12 protein-coding genes and 1 pseudogene are annotated in these 15,281 nt (G+C 59.3%); 6 read left to right on the top strand and 7 right to left on the bottom strand.

Going from position 1 to position 15,281, the window contains the following annotated elements; genetic code table 11:
- Positions 1-207: 207 nt before the first annotated feature.
- Both hutG and hutI read right to left on the bottom strand, forming a co-directional pair.
- The gene (gene hutG, locus EE896_RS13310) at positions 208-999 is read right to left on the bottom strand and encodes an N-formylglutamate deformylase (RefSeq protein ID WP_140915832.1); all 792 of its coding nucleotides are present in this window, start codon (positions 997-999) and stop codon (positions 208-210) included.
- A complete protein-coding gene (hutI, locus tag EE896_RS13315; protein ID WP_033762558.1) occupies positions 996-2,213 on the bottom strand; it encodes an imidazolonepropionase in 1,218 nt (405 codons plus the stop codon). Before hutI ends, hutG begins: the two co-directional genes overlap by 4 nt.
- Positions 2,214-2,293: 80 nt before the next feature.
- On the opposite strand from hutI, the pseudogene EE896_RS13320 reads away from it, so the two are divergent.
- Positions 2,294-3,650: pseudogene (locus EE896_RS13320) on the top strand (formimidoylglutamate deiminase).
- Positions 3,647-4,189: a HutD/Ves family protein gene (locus EE896_RS13325; protein ID WP_140915831.1), complete on the top strand. Its 543-nt coding sequence runs from the start codon at positions 3,647-3,649 to the stop codon at positions 4,187-4,189. Before EE896_RS13320 ends, EE896_RS13325 begins: the two are co-directional and overlap by 4 nt.
- On the opposite strand, the gene hutC is transcribed toward EE896_RS13325, so the two are convergent.
- Complete coding sequence (hutC, locus tag EE896_RS13330; protein WP_003851761.1) at positions 4,173-4,928, bottom strand: histidine utilization repressor; 756 nt, start codon at positions 4,926-4,928, stop codon at positions 4,173-4,175. The genes EE896_RS13325 and hutC overlap by 17 nt on opposite strands.
- A gap of 326 nt (positions 4,929-5,254) precedes the next feature.
- Here hutC and hutH point away from each other — a divergent pair, with 326 nt between their 5' ends.
- The 3 genes from hutH to EE896_RS13345 all read left to right on the top strand — a co-directional run bounded on the left by hutH (position 5,255) and on the right by EE896_RS13345 (position 9,872).
- Complete coding sequence (hutH, locus tag EE896_RS13335) at positions 5,255-6,805, top strand: histidine ammonia-lyase (protein WP_039659252.1); 1,551 nt, start codon at positions 5,255-5,257, stop codon at positions 6,803-6,805.
- A gap of 15 nt (positions 6,806-6,820) precedes the next feature.
- Positions 6,821-8,506 (top strand): urocanate hydratase, encoded by a 1,686-nt coding sequence (gene hutU, locus EE896_RS13340; protein ID WP_003851765.1) that lies wholly within the window; start codon positions 6,821-6,823, stop codon positions 8,504-8,506.
- Between the two features lie 208 nt (positions 8,507-8,714).
- Positions 8,715-9,872 (top strand): M20 aminoacylase family protein, encoded by a 1,158-nt coding sequence (locus tag EE896_RS13345; protein WP_140915830.1) that lies wholly within the window; start codon positions 8,715-8,717, stop codon positions 9,870-9,872.
- Position 9,873: 1 nt separating this feature from the next.
- Here EE896_RS13345 and ybiB read toward each other — a convergent pair whose 3' ends face one another.
- From ybiB to EE896_RS13365, 4 genes are all read right to left on the bottom strand, one after another.
- Complete coding sequence (gene ybiB / locus EE896_RS13350; RefSeq protein WP_003851770.1) at positions 9,874-10,842, bottom strand: DNA-binding protein YbiB; 969 nt, start codon at positions 10,840-10,842, stop codon at positions 9,874-9,876.
- Between the two features lie 26 nt (positions 10,843-10,868).
- A complete protein-coding gene (gene dinG, locus EE896_RS13355; protein ID WP_140915829.1) occupies positions 10,869-13,037 on the bottom strand; it encodes an ATP-dependent DNA helicase DinG in 2,169 nt (722 codons plus the stop codon).
- Positions 13,038-13,160: 123 nt separating this feature from the next.
- Positions 13,161-13,679, bottom strand: a complete 519-nt coding sequence (locus EE896_RS13360) for a GNAT family N-acetyltransferase (RefSeq protein ID WP_003851775.1) — start codon at positions 13,677-13,679, stop codon at positions 13,161-13,163.
- Positions 13,676-14,239: an XRE family transcriptional regulator gene (locus EE896_RS13365; protein ID WP_003851776.1), complete on the bottom strand. Its 564-nt coding sequence runs from the start codon at positions 14,237-14,239 to the stop codon at positions 13,676-13,678. The genes EE896_RS13360 and EE896_RS13365 overlap by 4 nt, the downstream gene beginning before the upstream one ends.
- A 148-nt stretch (positions 14,240-14,387) precedes the next feature.
- On the opposite strand from EE896_RS13365, the gene EE896_RS13370 reads away from it, so the two are divergent.
- Positions 14,388-15,122, top strand: coding sequence for a MerR family transcriptional regulator (locus tag EE896_RS13370; protein ID WP_003851779.1), 735 nt, complete (start codon positions 14,388-14,390; stop codon positions 15,120-15,122).
- Positions 15,123-15,281 lie beyond the last annotated feature (159 nt).

Consider the following 15,281-nt stretch of genomic DNA (forward strand, 5'->3'; position numbering starts at 1 on the left):
TTCATTGCCGGCTTTATCATTTTGTGAGCCAGACGGGATTTATTCAGATTGAGCACGCACTGCAGCACTTGTACATACAACCAAGCAAAGGTTATGCCAGCTCTGCAAAAGCGACGAATGGAGGCGGAAGCAAGGGAGCAGCCAGACAGGCTGCTCTCACCTGCACCCGATTAGCGCAGCGCTGCACCAGGGCGGCGCATCGCAGATTTATTGCGGTCTGGCCTGTGCCAGCATGGCGTGGATCATCGCCTTTAACACTTTTTGTAACCCTGCGGCACGCGCCTGCTGCCAGGCATAAGGCGGGGTTTCATCCATGTAGTTCAGCTGCGCCAGCTCCAGCTGAACTGCCTCAATCTGCTGCTGCGGCTGTCCATAAGCGCGGGTGATGTAGCCGCCTTTAAAGCGTCCGTTAATCACCCAGCTGTAGTCGTTCTGTGCCGCGCATACTGCTTCAATCGCCGCGCTCATGGCAGGTGTACAGCTTGCACCGTCGTTGGTGCCAACATTGATATCGGGCAGACGGCCCTCAAACAGGCGGGGAATTTCGCTGGCGATGGAGTGAGCATCAAACAGCAGCGCATAACCATGCAGCGCTTTAAGCCGCGCCAGCTCCTGCTGAATCTGCTGATGATAAGGCTGCCAGATCTGATCGATGTAGCCCTGACGCGCCGTGGCATCAGGCGTTTTACCTGGCGCAAAGGTCGGCGTGCCGTCGAACAGCGTTTCCGGGAACAGGCCAGTGGTGGCCGTCGTGTAGAGCGGCTGGTTATCCGGCGGACGGTTAAGATCAACCACAAAACGGGAGTAGCGGCCAATTAACACGCTGGCCCCGAGGCCACGCACAAAATCATACAGCAGCGGGATATGCCAGTCGGTGTCAGGCAGGCCGCGCGCGGCCTCACTTAATCCAGCCTCCACGTCGGGTGTCAGGTCGGTCCCGGCGTGAGGAATGCTGACCAGCAGCGGCAGGCTGCCCTGGGTGAAATAGAAAGGGTTCATTGTGGTTCTCCACGATAAATAACGGTACAGGGCAGCTCACCACCCAGCCAGTAAACCAGTTCCGCGGGACGAGCCAGCGGCCAGTGCACGAAGTTTGCTACTTTTCCCGCCTCCAGCGAGCCGTGACTGTCAGCCAGCCCCAGCGCTTTTGCTCCCCACAGGGTGACGCCCGCCAGCGCCTCTTCCGGTGTCATGCCAAACAGCGTGCAACCCATATTCAGCATCAGACGCAGCGACAGCGCAGGCGAGGTGCCAGGATTCGCATCGCTGGCCAGTGCCATCGGCACCCCATGTCGCCGGAAGCTTTCCACCGGCGGGCGCTGGGTCTCACGCAGCAGGTAAAACGCACCAGGCAGCAGCACCGCGACGGTGCCATGCTCTGCCATCACCCTGGCATCCTCTTCCGTGGCGTATTCAAGATGGTCCGCAGAGAGTGCGCCGTAGCGCGCCGCCAGTGCTGCGCCCCCCAGTGCCGAAAGCTGTTCGGCATGCAGTTTCACCGGCATACCCAGCGCCACCGCCCGGTCAAACACCCGCGCTACCTGCGCAGGGGAAAAGGCGAGATGCTCACAGAACGCATCCACCGCATCCGCCAGCCCCAACGCCTTCACCTGCGGCAGGAGTCGATCGCAGATGATATCGACCCAGCTATCCGGGTCGTGCTTAAACTCCGGCGGAAAGGCATGTGCTGCCAGACAGGTGGAACGCACATCGGCGGACACGCTCTCTCCCAGCTGGCGAATCGCCCGCAGCATCCGCAGTTCGCTCTCTTCATCCAGACCATAGCCGGACTTAATCTCCACGGTGGTGACGCCTTCGGCCAGCAGCCGATCGAGCCGCCAGCGAGCCGACGCCACCAGCTCCTCTTCCGTGGCCGCGCGGGTGGCGCGCACGGTGGAGAGAATGCCGCCGCCCTGCGCGGCGATCTCTGCGTAGCTGACGCCATTCAGGCGCTGTTCAAACTCCTGGCTGCGGTCGCCGCCAAACACCAGATGGGTATGACAATCCACCAGCCCAGGCGTCACGATGCCGCCTGGCAGTTGATGATGCTGATCGGCGACGAACGCGGGCATCTCCGCCTGCGGGCCCACCCATACCAGTTTACCTGCCCGCACCACCAGCGCGCCTTGCGGAATCAGATGGTACTTTCCGTCACGCATGGTAACCAGGTCGGCCCCGGTCCATACCGTATCTACACGCATCTCTTCTGCCATCGCTGCCTAAGCCTCCACCGTTTACACTGTGCCTCAAAGTATGTATATGTATATACAACCACATCCGGAGAGGATCAACCATGGTAACTTTTTTTGCCCCGCGTGCACTGCTGGCAGAGGGCTGGCAGCAGCAGGTTCGTATCACAGTTAATCAGGCGGGTTTTATCGATGCCATTGCTCCGGATAGCCATGCGGAGAATGCTGTCCAGCTCAACGGCGAGGTAATTCCGGCGATCGCCAACCTGCACTCGCACGCCTTTCAGCGTGCCATGGCGGGGCTGGCAGAAGTCGCGGGCGATCCTCAGGACAGCTTCTGGACCTGGCGGGATTTGATGTACCGCATGGTGCAGCGCCTGACACCCCGGCAGGTGGGCGATATTGCCGCCCTGCTCTACATCGAAATGCTGAAGGGCGGCTACACCCAGGTGGCGGAGTTTCACTATCTGCATCACGACCCCAGCGGCGCACCCTATGGTGATGATGCGATGCTGCAACAGCTGATCGAGGCGGCGGAGATCGCCGGTATCGGTCGAGACCCTGCTGCCGGTGCTCTACAGCTACAGCGGCTTTGGCAGTCAGCCTGCAACGGCGGGTCAGAAACGTTTTATCCAGCAGACCGACCAGTATCTGCAACAGCAGGCGCGGCTGGAGGAGTGGCAGCAGCAGCGGCCACTGCTGAATCGTGGCCTCTGTTTCCATTCACTGCGGGCAGTAAGTGAAAGTCAGATGCACGACGTGCTGGCGGCCAGCGATCCTGGGCTGCCGGTCCATATCCATGTGGCTGAACAGCAGAAAGAGGTCAATGATTCGCTGGCGTGGAGCGGCGAACGGCCGGTTGCCTGGCTGCTCAACCGCTTTAAGGTAGATACGCGCTGGTGTCTGATCCACGCCACGCATCTGGATGAGAGCGAACTGTCACGCCTTGCCCGCAGCGGTGCGGTGGCGGGTCTCTGCCCGACCACCGAAGCCAACCTCGGTGACGGCATTTTTCCGGCGGTGGAGTATATCGCGCAGGGCGGACGCTGGGGCATTGGCTCCGACAGTCACGTCTCGCTGAGCCCCCAGGAAGAGCTGCGCTGGCTGGAGTATGCGCAGCGCCTGCGCGACCAGCGCCGCAACCGAATCACCCTGCCTGACCAGCCCTCGGTAGGCGATCTGCTTTGGCAACAGGCTGCAGCAGGGGGTGCGCAGGCGTGCGGCATTCAGCAGGGTACGCTGGCGGTGGGACAACGTGCTGACTGGCTGGTGCTGCGTGATGAGGCATGGCTCGGCAGCGTGGAATCACACGCCGTAATGAACCGCTGGCTGTTTGCCGGACAGCGCGATCAGATTCGCGACGTCTATGTTGCAGGTAAAGCCGTGGTGAAAGATGGCGTGCATCCGCACCAGGCAGCGTGTGCCGCACGCTTTGCTCAGGCAATGGCGGCGCTGCGATGATCGCCCGGTTCGCATATGCCGATCTGGCAGTCAGCCGCTGGCGCAACGGTGGCGGTGAGACCCGTGAGATTATCAGTTTCCCGCCCGGCGCAGATCGCTTTGGCTGGCGCGCCAGTATTGCGACCCTGGCGCAGAATGGCCCCTTCTCTCCCTTTCCGGAGATTGATCGGGTTATCACCCTGCTGCACGGCGATCCGGTGTTGTTAACCGCGCCCGGCGTGCAGCATCTGTTGACGCCGCAAAAGCCGTGGGCGTTTGCCGGCGAACTCGCCTTAACGGCACAACTGCAGGGCAGCGTCAGCGAAGATTTTAATATCATGACGCGACGTGGTGAATGGCAGGCAACGGTGGAGGTGGTTACCACAGAGGTCAGCGCGCTGCATGGCGTCGCCTGGGTGCTGGCTGGCGCATGGCAGACGGCTGACGGGGAAAAGCTGAGCGCGCAACAGGGGACGTGGTGGGTCGATGATGAGACACAACTCAGCCCGTGTGACACGGATGCCCGGCTGCTGTTTACCCGACTTAACCGTGTCCTCTGAAGCGGCCCAGCAGTTTGTAACGTGAGCCAGGATAGAGCAATCGCGCATAGGTCACGATTTTCGTGTCGCTCCAGGTCTGACGGCGAATCAGCAGGCAGGGTTCGTGCTCATCCAGCGACAAATGCTTACGCTGACGCGCATCGGGCAGCACCGCTTCAACGATGTGCTCACCCGCCGTCAGCGGCGCGACCCGCATGAGATAGGTGTACGGCGTCATCTTCTCATAATCCTGCGTCAGGTAGTCGGGCGCGACCAGGGGATTGACCAGACGATCCTCCAGCTGCACCGGCAGATCGTTTTCGTAGTGCACAATCAGCGAATGGAAGAGCGTCTGCCCGGTAGTGAGACCCAGTACGGCCGCCTGCTCGGGATCGGCTTTGTTCTGACCGAGGGTAAGGATTTTTGCGCTGTGCTGATGACCGCGCTGGGCAATCTCATCGGCGATGTTATGCACCTCCAGCATGGCGGTGTAGCCTTTCATCTCCGCCACAAAGGTCCCGACACCCTGCATCCGCACCAGAAATCCCTCACTGGTGAGCTCACGCAGCGCCCGGTTAATGGTCATGCGACTGACGCCCAGTTCATTGACCAGTTCACTTTCTGATGGCACACGCTGATTCGCTTTCCACAACCCTTCACGAATCTGGCTGACAATGGCCTGTTTCACCCGCTGATAGATCGGTGCAGGTTCATCGCTCATTGCCGCCGCCAGTTGTGCCAGTGCCGTATGCTCAACCATTTGCTGTTCCTTATGCTGAAAGTCCCCTGAGTTTACTGTCTCACTGCGTGAATGTATATACATCCAGCAGAGCACGCGATGCTCCGATGGTGCAGCCTCCGCATCCTGATGGTGCAGCTTCTCCCAAATGCTAAACACCCGACCCGCAGCACATGGAGATTCGATTTTTGTGATCGGCCTGGCACGTCCTTTGCTTCCTTTGCTTGATTGTATAGACAAGCATAGACAAGATTTAATGCTTATGTTTCACTCGAATTATCCCGCTGGTTCAGGGCAAGGGAAGCAGCTTCGCCACACCAGCACACTTGTATCGACAGGAGTAGGCTATGTCAGGTTCGTTTCAGGCATTGCGCCTGGTGCCAGGCGAGGTGGACCTCGCCACATTACGCGCTATCTATCAGGGTAATGTCACATTAAGTCTCGATGAGCGTGCGCGTCAGGCGATTGCAGCGGCGCAGCAAACCGTAGATGCCATTGTCGCCTCCGGTAACGTGGTGTATGGCATTAATACCGGCTTCGGCAAACTGGCGCAGACCCAAATTCCGGCCAGCCGGCTGGCGGATCTGCAGCGTAATCTGGTGTTGTCACACAGCGTCGGACTGGGCGATCTGCTGCCCGACAATGTCACCCGGCTGGTGGTCGCAACCAAAATCATCAGTCTGGCGCGCGGTCACTCTGGCGTGCGAATCGAACTCGTTGAGGCGCTGCTTGCCCTGTTTAACGCGGGTGTGATGCCCTGCATCCCGGAAAAAGGCTCTGTCGGGGCTTCTGGCGATTTGGCGCCGCTGGCGCACATGTCGCTGATGCTGCTGGGTGAAGGTCAGGTACGGCTCGCTGGTAAGCTGATCCCGGCCACAGAAGGACTGGCAAGCGTCGGCCTGTCGCCGTTTGTGCTCGGTCCAAAAGAAGGACTGGCGCTGCTCAATGGCACCCAGGTTTCGACTGCGCTGGCGCTGCGTGGCCTGTTTGAAGGTGAAAATCTGTTTGCTGCCGGTCTGATGGCGGGTGCGCTTTCGCTGGAGGCGATCAAAGGCTCGCTGAAACCGTTCGACGCCCGTATTCATAAAGCGCGTGGTCAGCAGGGCCAGATTGCGGTCGCCGCCGCCGTCAGCGCTCTGATAGAGGGCAGTGAAATTCTGCAGTCGCATACCCATTGCGGCCGCGTGCAGGACCCCTACTCCATCCGCTGCGTGCCGCAGGTGATGGGTGCCTGCCTGGACAATTTCAGCCACGCGGCGCGGATTCTGGAAATCGAAGCAAACGCAGCCTCGGACAACCCGCTGGTGTTCAGCGACAGCGGCGATGTGATCTCCGGCGGCAACTTCCACGCCGAACCCGTGGCCTTTGCCGCAGATATCCTGGCGCTGGCCATTGCTGAAGTCGGCGCCATCTCCGAGCGGCGCCTGGCGCTGCTGCTGGACAGCGGCTTATCTGGCCTGCCGCCTTTCCTGGTGCGTGACGGTGGCGTGAACTCTGGCTTTATGATCGCCCAGGTCACCGCCGCCGCGCTCGCCTCTGAGAACAAATCGCTGGCCCATCCGGGCAGCGTAGACAGTCTGCCGACCTCCGCTAACCAGGAGGATCACGTCTCAATGGCGACCTATGCCGCCCGCCGTCTCGGCAGCATGTGCTTTAACAGCGCCGCGGTGGTCGGTATTGAAGCGATGGCCGCCGCGCAGGGTATTGAATTTAACCGGCCGCTGAAAAGCTCTGTGCTGATTGAGCAGGCCATCGACACCATTCGCGAGCAGGTCGCTTTCCTTGAGGAAGATCGCCTGCTGGCACCCGATATCGAGGCCATGCGTCAGTGGGCAAGTCGCGCTGACTGGCCTCAGGCATTGACCGCGCTGCTGCCGAGCATGCGCCCAACTTCTTGAATTAAGGAATCTCTTATGAGCGAAACTCTTTCTCAGGCTGTGGCACGTGAAATTCGTGCGCCACATGGCACCACACTGCACTGCGCTAACTGGCTGATTGAAGCGGCTTACCGCATGATTCAGAACAACCTCGATCCCGATGTGGCCGAGCGGCCGGAAGATCTGGTGGTTTACGGCGGCATCGGTAAAGCGGCGCGAAACTGGGCATGCTTCGAGCAGATCCTGCGTTCGCTGCGGGCGCTGCAACCGGATGAGACGCTGCTGATCCAGAGCGGCAAACCGGTCGGCATCTTCCGCACCCACGCGGATGCGCCGCGCGTCCTGCTGGCGAACTCTAATCTGGTGCCACACTGGGCGACCTGGGATCACTTCCACGAGCTGGATAAAGCGGGCCTGATGATGTACGGCCAGATGACCGCCGGTTCCTGGATCTATATCGGTGCACAGGGCATCGTGCAGGGCACCTATGAAACCTTTGTGGAAGCGGGACGTCAGCACTATAACAACGACCTCAGCGGACGCTGGATTCTCACCGCCGGGCTGGGCGGCATGGGCGGCGCGCAACCGCTGGCGGGTGTGCTGGCCGGTGCCTGCGTACTGGCGATTGAGTGCCAGGAGTCACGCATCGATTTCCGTCTGCGTACCCGCTACGTAGACTACAAAGCCACCACGCTGGACGAAGCGCTGGCCATCATCAGCGAAGCCACTGCTGCGAAAAAAGCGATTTCAGTCGGGCTGCTGGGCAATGCCGCTGAAATCCTGCCAGAGCTGGTGAAACGCGCCCGGGCGGGCGGGCCGAAGCCGGACATCGTGACCGACCAGACGTCGGCACATGACCCAATAAATGGTTATCTGCCGATTGGCTGGGATCTGGCGCGCTGGCAACAGGCGCGCGTTTCACAGCCGAAAGCGGTTGAGAAAGCCGCGCGTGCCTCTATGGCGGTTCACGTCCAGGCGATGCTCGACTTCTGTCATATGGGTATTCCGACCGTGGATTACGGCAACAACATCCGTCAGGTAGCGCTGGATGAGGGTGTCAGCAACGCCTTCGACTTCCCTGGCTTTGTCCCGGCCTATATCCGTCCGCTGTTCTGTGAAGGCAAAGGCCCGTTCCGCTGGGTGGCGTTGTCAGGCGACCCGGAGGATATCTACAAGACCGATGCCAAACTCAAGGAGCTGTTCCCGCACCACAAAACGCTGCATCGCTGGCTTGATATGGCGCAGGAGCGCATCGCTTTTCAGGGCCTGCCGGCACGTATCTGCTGGCTGGGACTGGGCGAGCGACACCTTGCCGGTCTGGCGTTCAATGAAATGGTGCGCAACGGCGAGCTGAAAGCGCCGGTGGTCATTGGCCGCGACCATCTCGACTGCGGTTCAGTTGCCTCACCAAACCGCGAGACCGAAGCGATGAAAGATGGCTCGGATGCGGTCTCTGACTGGCCGCTGCTTAACGCGCTGCTGAATACCGCGGGCGGCGCGACCTGGGTCAGCCTGCATCATGGCGGCGGTGTCGGCATGGGCTTCTCGCAGCACTCTGGCGTAGTGATTGTTGCCGATGGCAGCAAAGAGGCCGATGCGCGTCTGGGTCGTGTGTTATGGAATGACCCGGCCACCGGTGTCATGCGTCACGCCGATGCAGGTTATGAGCTGGCGCAGAGCTGTGCTGCAGAGCACGGCCTGAACCTGCCAATGCAAAAATAGTCTGATATCGTTCACTAAACGGGGCGCGCTGTGGCCTGCCCCGTTTTTCTGACTTTTCCATTGTGAAACCCCTCTCTGAAATCACTTCCTTATTACTTATTCCATTTTGATTTAGCCTATAGCCATATTTAGTCCCGACAGCGATAGACGCCGCGCCACCCAATCACTAAAGTGAAATCTTCTCATTCTGTATGGAGCGCGACGCTGCATGACCCTTTCTCCTTCCCTGCTTGAAGACGCCCTGCACTGGCGCCGTGAGTTTCATCGCCACCCCGAATTAGGTTACCAGGAACAGCAAACCAGCCAGTTTATTGCTGAAGAATTAGCGCGGGCGGGGCTGCAGGTGTTTCGTGGGCTGGCGGGAACAGGAGTCATCGGTACGCTGGAAAACGGTCCCGGTCCGGTTATCGGGCTGCGTGCGGATATGGATGCTTTGCCGATTACAGAGAAAGGCGACGCTGAGTGGCGATCTTCGACGCCTGGCGTCATGCACGCCTGCGGCCACGATGGTCACAGCGCTATCCTGCTGGCCGCCGCCCGACAGCTGGCTGCCACGCGTCAGTTTAGCGGCACGGTGCATTTCATCTTTCAGCCTGCCGAAGAGAATCTGGGCGGGGCGCGCAAAATGGTGGAAGAGGGATTGTTCCAGCGCTTTCCGATGGATGCGATCTACGCGATGCACAACTGGCCGGGGCTGCCGCTGGGGTCACTGGCTGTTAATCCTGGCGCAATGATGGCGTCGCTGGATTCATTCGAAATTACCCTGCACGGTAAAAGCTGCCATGCGGCGATGCCGGAAAGCGGCGCCGATCCGATGGTGGTAGCGGCCGAGCTGATTCTGGCGCTGCAGACGATTCCCTCGCGTCGGCTCTCGCCCCTTGCCTCTGCGGTGGTCAGTGTAACGCAGATCCACGGGGGTGAAGCGATCAACGTGATTCCGGAACAGATTATGCTGCGCGGCACAGTGCGCTGCCTGCAGACCAGCGTGCGCGAAAAAGTACGCGGACTGATTGATGAGTTTGTGACGACTCTGCCACGTCCGTTTGGCGTCAGCGGCGAGATTAACTGGCTGCCGGGCTATCCGGTCACGGCTAACCATGCGGCCCCGGCAGAGCAGGTGCGCGACGTGGCGCGGGCAACGCTGGGTGCAGAACAGGTTCACTGGCAGGTCAATCCGTCGATGGCGTCAGAAGATTTTGCCTGCATGATGGAAGCCTGTCCCGGCGCTTACTTCTGGCTGGGCGCGGATGGCGAGACGCCCTCCGCGCCGCTACATAACGCTCGCTATGATTTCAACGACGCGCTGCTGCCGATTGGCATCCGTTTCTGGCAGAACCTGGTTGAACAGGCGCTGCCAGCCGCCTGACTCAGTATCCGGCAGCGGCAATCTGCTGCCCGGCCGCCGCCAGCGAGTCGCACTGGCCGCTGGCGCGCAGGCAGCAGGCGAGCTGCAATCGCAGTGACGCAGGCACCGGGCGCTGCTGATTCAGCACCTCATCAATCCAGCGCGCCGTCACCTCTGCCGTCTTGTCCGCCGGCAGTTCAACCGCCACTTCAGGCTGACGCTCGACCCACACTTCCGCTTCCACGCCTGCGCCCTGAATCATACTGATCGCCGGGCAGCGCTGCGGATTCGCATAGACTTCCCCTTCGGTGCCATTGAGCAGTATCGCTGGCGCATCAATGTCACTGAAGAATTTCGCCACGCGCGGCACATACTCCGGATGCGACACGCTCGACAGCCGCAGCGCCGCACGCTCTGCAAACGGGGTTGCCAGTTTTGCCAGCGTATGTGCGCTGTTACGGACGCCCATCCGCCAGCGCAGTGAGAGCTGTTTCGCCATTGGCGGGCAGAGGTGATCGATAGTGATAAAAACGAGTTCGCCCTGGTCGAGTTTCGCCTGCGCCAACTCTGCGGTGGTGACAGGTGTTACACCCAGTGCGGCAAACACCGCCTCACTGGTGATACGCGTCGCGTCGTCGCTGACGCCATGTACCACCACCGGGAAGCCGAGTTTCACCAGCAGCAACGCCAGCAACGGCGTCAGATTGCCCTGGCGGCGCGCGCCGTTGTAGCTGGGGATGACGATCGGCATCGGCCGGTTTTCTGGCGCTCGCAGCTGCATCATCTGTGCCTGCATCGCCTGATAAAAGCCGCGCATCTCGTCTTCGCCTTCGCCCTTGATACGCAGCGCAATCAGGATGCCGCCCAGTTCCAGGTCCGGCACCTCGCCCGCCAGCATTGCGCCATACAGCGCCACCGCGGTATCAAAATCGATGTCGCGGGCATGATTTTTACCGCGACCAATCTCTTTAATGATTTTATTCAGTTCCATCACTCGCTTCCGGTTAAGTGCGCGGCTTAGCGCCGCGTGGGACGTCGTTTTCGCACCGTGTTTTTTGGCACCACGGTGGCCGGTATCGCTTCCGGCTCTGGCGTTTCCGGCTGCGCAATCGGGAAGATCGGCAACGCGGCTAATAACCGACTGCCGTAGGATTTGCTCAGCAGACGACGGTCGTAAATAACGATTTCGCCATAACATTGATGGCTGCGAATCAGGCGCCCGACCTGTTGAATCAGGGTGAATGAGGCGCTGGGTAAGCTCTGCACCTCAAACGGATAACGCTTCAGGCTTTTAAGCCACTCGCCTTCGGTCAAAATTACCGGACTGTCCACCGGGGGAAAAGCGATTTTGTGAATATGCACCTGACTCAGCAGATCGCCCTTCAGATCAAGCCCTTCGGCAAAGGACTGCAGGCCAATCAGAATACTGGTTTCCCCTTTGGTGACGCGCTGGCGATGCAAATCGACCAGCCGGCTGCGCGGCTGTTCGCCCTGCACCAGCATCGAGAGCCGCAGGTCAGGCAGACAGGCGACAAACTGCTGCATGGCCCGGTTGCTGGCAAACAGCACCAGCACGCCTTTGTGCTTTTTCTCCGCCATCTGCTGACGGAAGAAACCGGCCATCTCCGCAATGTGCTCCGCTTCGTGCGTCATCAGCGGCTCGAAGCGCATCTGCGGGATCACCAGCCTGCCCTGCTCTACATGGTTAAACGGCGAGTCCAGCGCCACAAAACGATCGCCTGCTTTTTCGCTGAGTCCCGACATCTCCTGCAGGCGGTTGAAACTGTTGAGCGATCGCAGTGTGGCAGAGGTGACCACCACATGTGGGATTTTGCGCCACAGCAGCTTTTCCAGCTGATCGCTGACGCGAATACCGGCGCAGTGAAACAGCAGATGCGCCTGACCTTCGCGCAGCTCGCGGGTGATCCATTTCGATACCGGTGCGCCAGACGCTTTTTCCATCGCCGCCAGCCGCCACAATTTGCTCACCGACTCGAACCAGCCAAACTGACGATTGAGCTGCAGCAGATTGCGATGCAATCGCACCACGTCCACCTTGCCAGTCTGCTCACTGAGTGCATTGATCAGGCCTTCGCTCAAACCGCGCAGCGCGTCGCTGAGTTTGAACAGCCGGGCACAGAGATCCAGCAGCTCCTGCGGAAGCGCACCCAGCACAAAGCGAAATTCGCCCGGCTGGTTATGCGGTGGCAGCAGCGGATTCAGCGCCTGCGCGGTCACGGTCAGCAGTTCGCGCAGCTCATCACAGTGTGCTTTCAGCCGCTCAGGGTTAGCCAGCGGCGGCGGCGATTTTGGCCGCATCTGCGTCATGATGCTGTCAACCAGCTTGATAAACAGGTCAAGTTGCAGGCTGCTCCAGCCCGGCGTAATGTCGGCGCTCATCTCCAGCGCATCGCGGGCTACGTCGGGCAAATGGTGACCTTCATCTAACACCAGCATCAGGTTTTTAGCCGGTGGCAGCACCGACTCATTCTCCATCGCCGCCATCACCAGCGCATGATTCGCCACCACCACATCCACCTGCTCGATTTCGCGTCGCGCCACAAAGAACGGGCATTCACGATACCAGTGGCAGTGCGCGCCCAGGCAGCTTGCTTTATCGGTAGAAAGGCGCTGCCACAGGCTGTCGCTGACGTTCTCTTCGCTGTGATCGCGCAGGCCATCCCACTGATAGCGGTCCAGAGATTTTTGTAAGCGGCCACACTGCGTCTGTTCCTCTTTGGTGCTGCTGACCGCATCATCGTCCAGATAGAGCAGCAGATCGCCCTGCTGATCGGCGTCGGCTGCCATCGCCGCCAGATTGCGCGGACAGACATAGCGCCCGCGGCCAAAAGCAGCGGTAAAGGTGAGGTCGGGGATGATTTTCTTCAACAGCGGCAGATCTTTGGTGAAGATCTGATCCTGCAACGCCACATTGGCGGTGCTGATGACCAGTTGCTTTTCCTGGGCGCGGCTGGCCGCAATGCCTGGGATCAGATAAGAAAGAGTTTTACCCACGCCGGTCGGCGCTTCAACCGCCAGATGGCGCGAATCGTCACCGGCCAGGCATTTTGCCACTTCGGCAATCATCTGGCGCTGCGGCGCTCGCGGGATGAAATCAGGCACCTGCTCCTGAAGCGCTTTATACCATTGCGCTATCTGGCTTTTTACTGCGGCTGTCAGGGCCATGATTTGCGTTACCACACTGAAAATATGGCCTGTATTTTTACACAGTATCCCGGCGGCGTCAGCTTTCACGCCGAATTTTTCGTGCGCTGTCGTAAATTTCAGTGCGTGCCCGGCGGCGGTGATTTACGCCAGCACTTTGTACATTACGGTGGTGGCGTCCAGCACGCCTGCGGTGGATTCCGCATAAAACGGGATCGATCCCGCTACCTGCCAGCCCAGCGAGCGATAGAGATCGCTGGCGACATCGCCGCTGCGCGTATCCAGCACCAGCAGGGTTTTGACGCGCTCGCGCGCCCGCTGCTCGGCGCGCTGCATCAGTTCACGGGCGATGCCCTGTCGGCGTGCCTGCGGATGCACCAGCAGTTTGCTGATCTCCGCCCGGTGGCGGCCGTTTGGCATGCCGCTGCTATTGATCATCACCGTCGCCACAATGCGACCCTGTTGACGCGCCACGATTAACTCGCTGTCGCCGCCTGTGATGCTGATGATTCGCTGCTGCCAGAATCGCGTCATCACCTCACTGTCTTCAGCATCAATAAACCCGACGCTGGCCCCATCTGCCACACAGCCCTGTAAAACATGGGTCAGTTCGGCCAGATTCTGTTGCGCCTGGGTGGCGCTGAGGGTTACGTACTCAATCATGGTTTCGCCACCACCAGTAGATAGCGCGCGCCGTCGGTCAGGTGCGCCTCAAAAGCCGATTTTCCTGTCAGATGAAAACGTAAACAGTCACCTGGCTGCAACGTCCACGCCTGAGATCCCATCGTGACGGTGAGACCGCCCTCACGCAGCCAGATATGCTGCTCCAGTCCCTGGATGGGTGGTGAATCGTAATCGATACGCGCCCCAGGCCGTAACCTGCCCTCAACCAGTTCGCATCTGAAATGAAGTGCAGGAGGGGATATATTGCGGCGAATAAATCCGCTGGCCTCATCCTGCCACACCGGCTGATGCTGGCTGGTGACCAGCAAACTGGACTCCTCCTCCACCTCACTCAGCAGGCGTGACATCGTTAATCCGTAGGCGACACACAGACGGTTAAGCAGTGCAGCAGTAGGGCTGGTCTCGCCTCGCTCAATGCGCGATAATGTCGCACGACTGATGCCCGTGGCCACTGCAAGTTCATCCAGCGACCAGCCGCGTTGCAGGCGTAACTCTGACAGCCTCACAGCCAGTCGTTGCTCAGTATTCAGCTCAGACATTACTTTTCTCACTCATGGGAAATATTCTCTCAAATGAGATATAGCTGAAAAGGGCCGTATCAGTCAAGTTGTACATTGAGAAATGTATTGTACAACTTAGTTTGCTTCGTTATGGTAATTACACTCAGACCAATCGAAAGAGGAATTTATGACCTTATACAGTATCGGTGACGTCGCCGAGCGCTGTGGCATAAACCCAGTTACCCTGCGCGCCTGGCAGCGTCGTTATGGCTTACTGAAGCCGCAACGTACCGAAGGCGGACATCGTCAGTTTGATGAAGAGGATGTGCAGCGTATTGAAGAGATCATGCGCTGGATTGAAAGCGGCGTGCCGGTCGGTAAAGTAAAGGCATTGCTGGAAGGTGGCGATGTTGATGCACACGATGGCTGGACCACACTGCAGGATGAGCTAATCAGCGTATTACGTCATGTCAGACCCGCTAAACTGCGTAACAAAATTGCTGCGATTGGTCGCGAACATCCGATTGATGCGCTAATTGATCACGTTTTCATGCCTGTACGCCAGAAACTGAGTCTGGACCAGAATACTGCCCGAACCATGTGCAGCCTGCTGGATGGTTTGCTGATCGACTATGTCGCTTTCTGTCTGACCGGCAGCCGCAAAAAATCGGGAAAAGATGCGCTGATCATTGGCTGGGGTACCGACGATCGTACCCGTATCTGGCTGGAAGGCTGGCGTCTTTCACAGCATGGCTGGCGGATTGATGTGCTGGCTGAACCGCTTGATGTCCCGCGTCCTGAACTTTTTCCTGGCATGAATATGTTTGTATTTACCGGTAAAAAATTAACCCGTCGCCAGCAGGAACAGCTGTCACACTGGCAGGAACAGGGCTATGCCGTGCGGTTACATGAACCCGGCTGATAACAAAAAACGCACGCCGGGCGCTTTGCCTGCTGCCTTGCGCGCGCTATTATCCCCGCCTCACTGTTAACAAGTTCAGGTTTCCGTCATGAATGTCAAAAAAGCCTTTTTCGCCACGCTGTTTTTTATTATGGCGGTTGGCGGCACCAGCGGTCTCAT

It is taken from the genome of Pantoea eucalypti (assembly GCF_009646115.1).
In the GTDB taxonomy this organism is placed as follows: Bacteria; Pseudomonadota; Gammaproteobacteria; order Enterobacterales; family Enterobacteriaceae; genus Pantoea; species Pantoea eucalypti.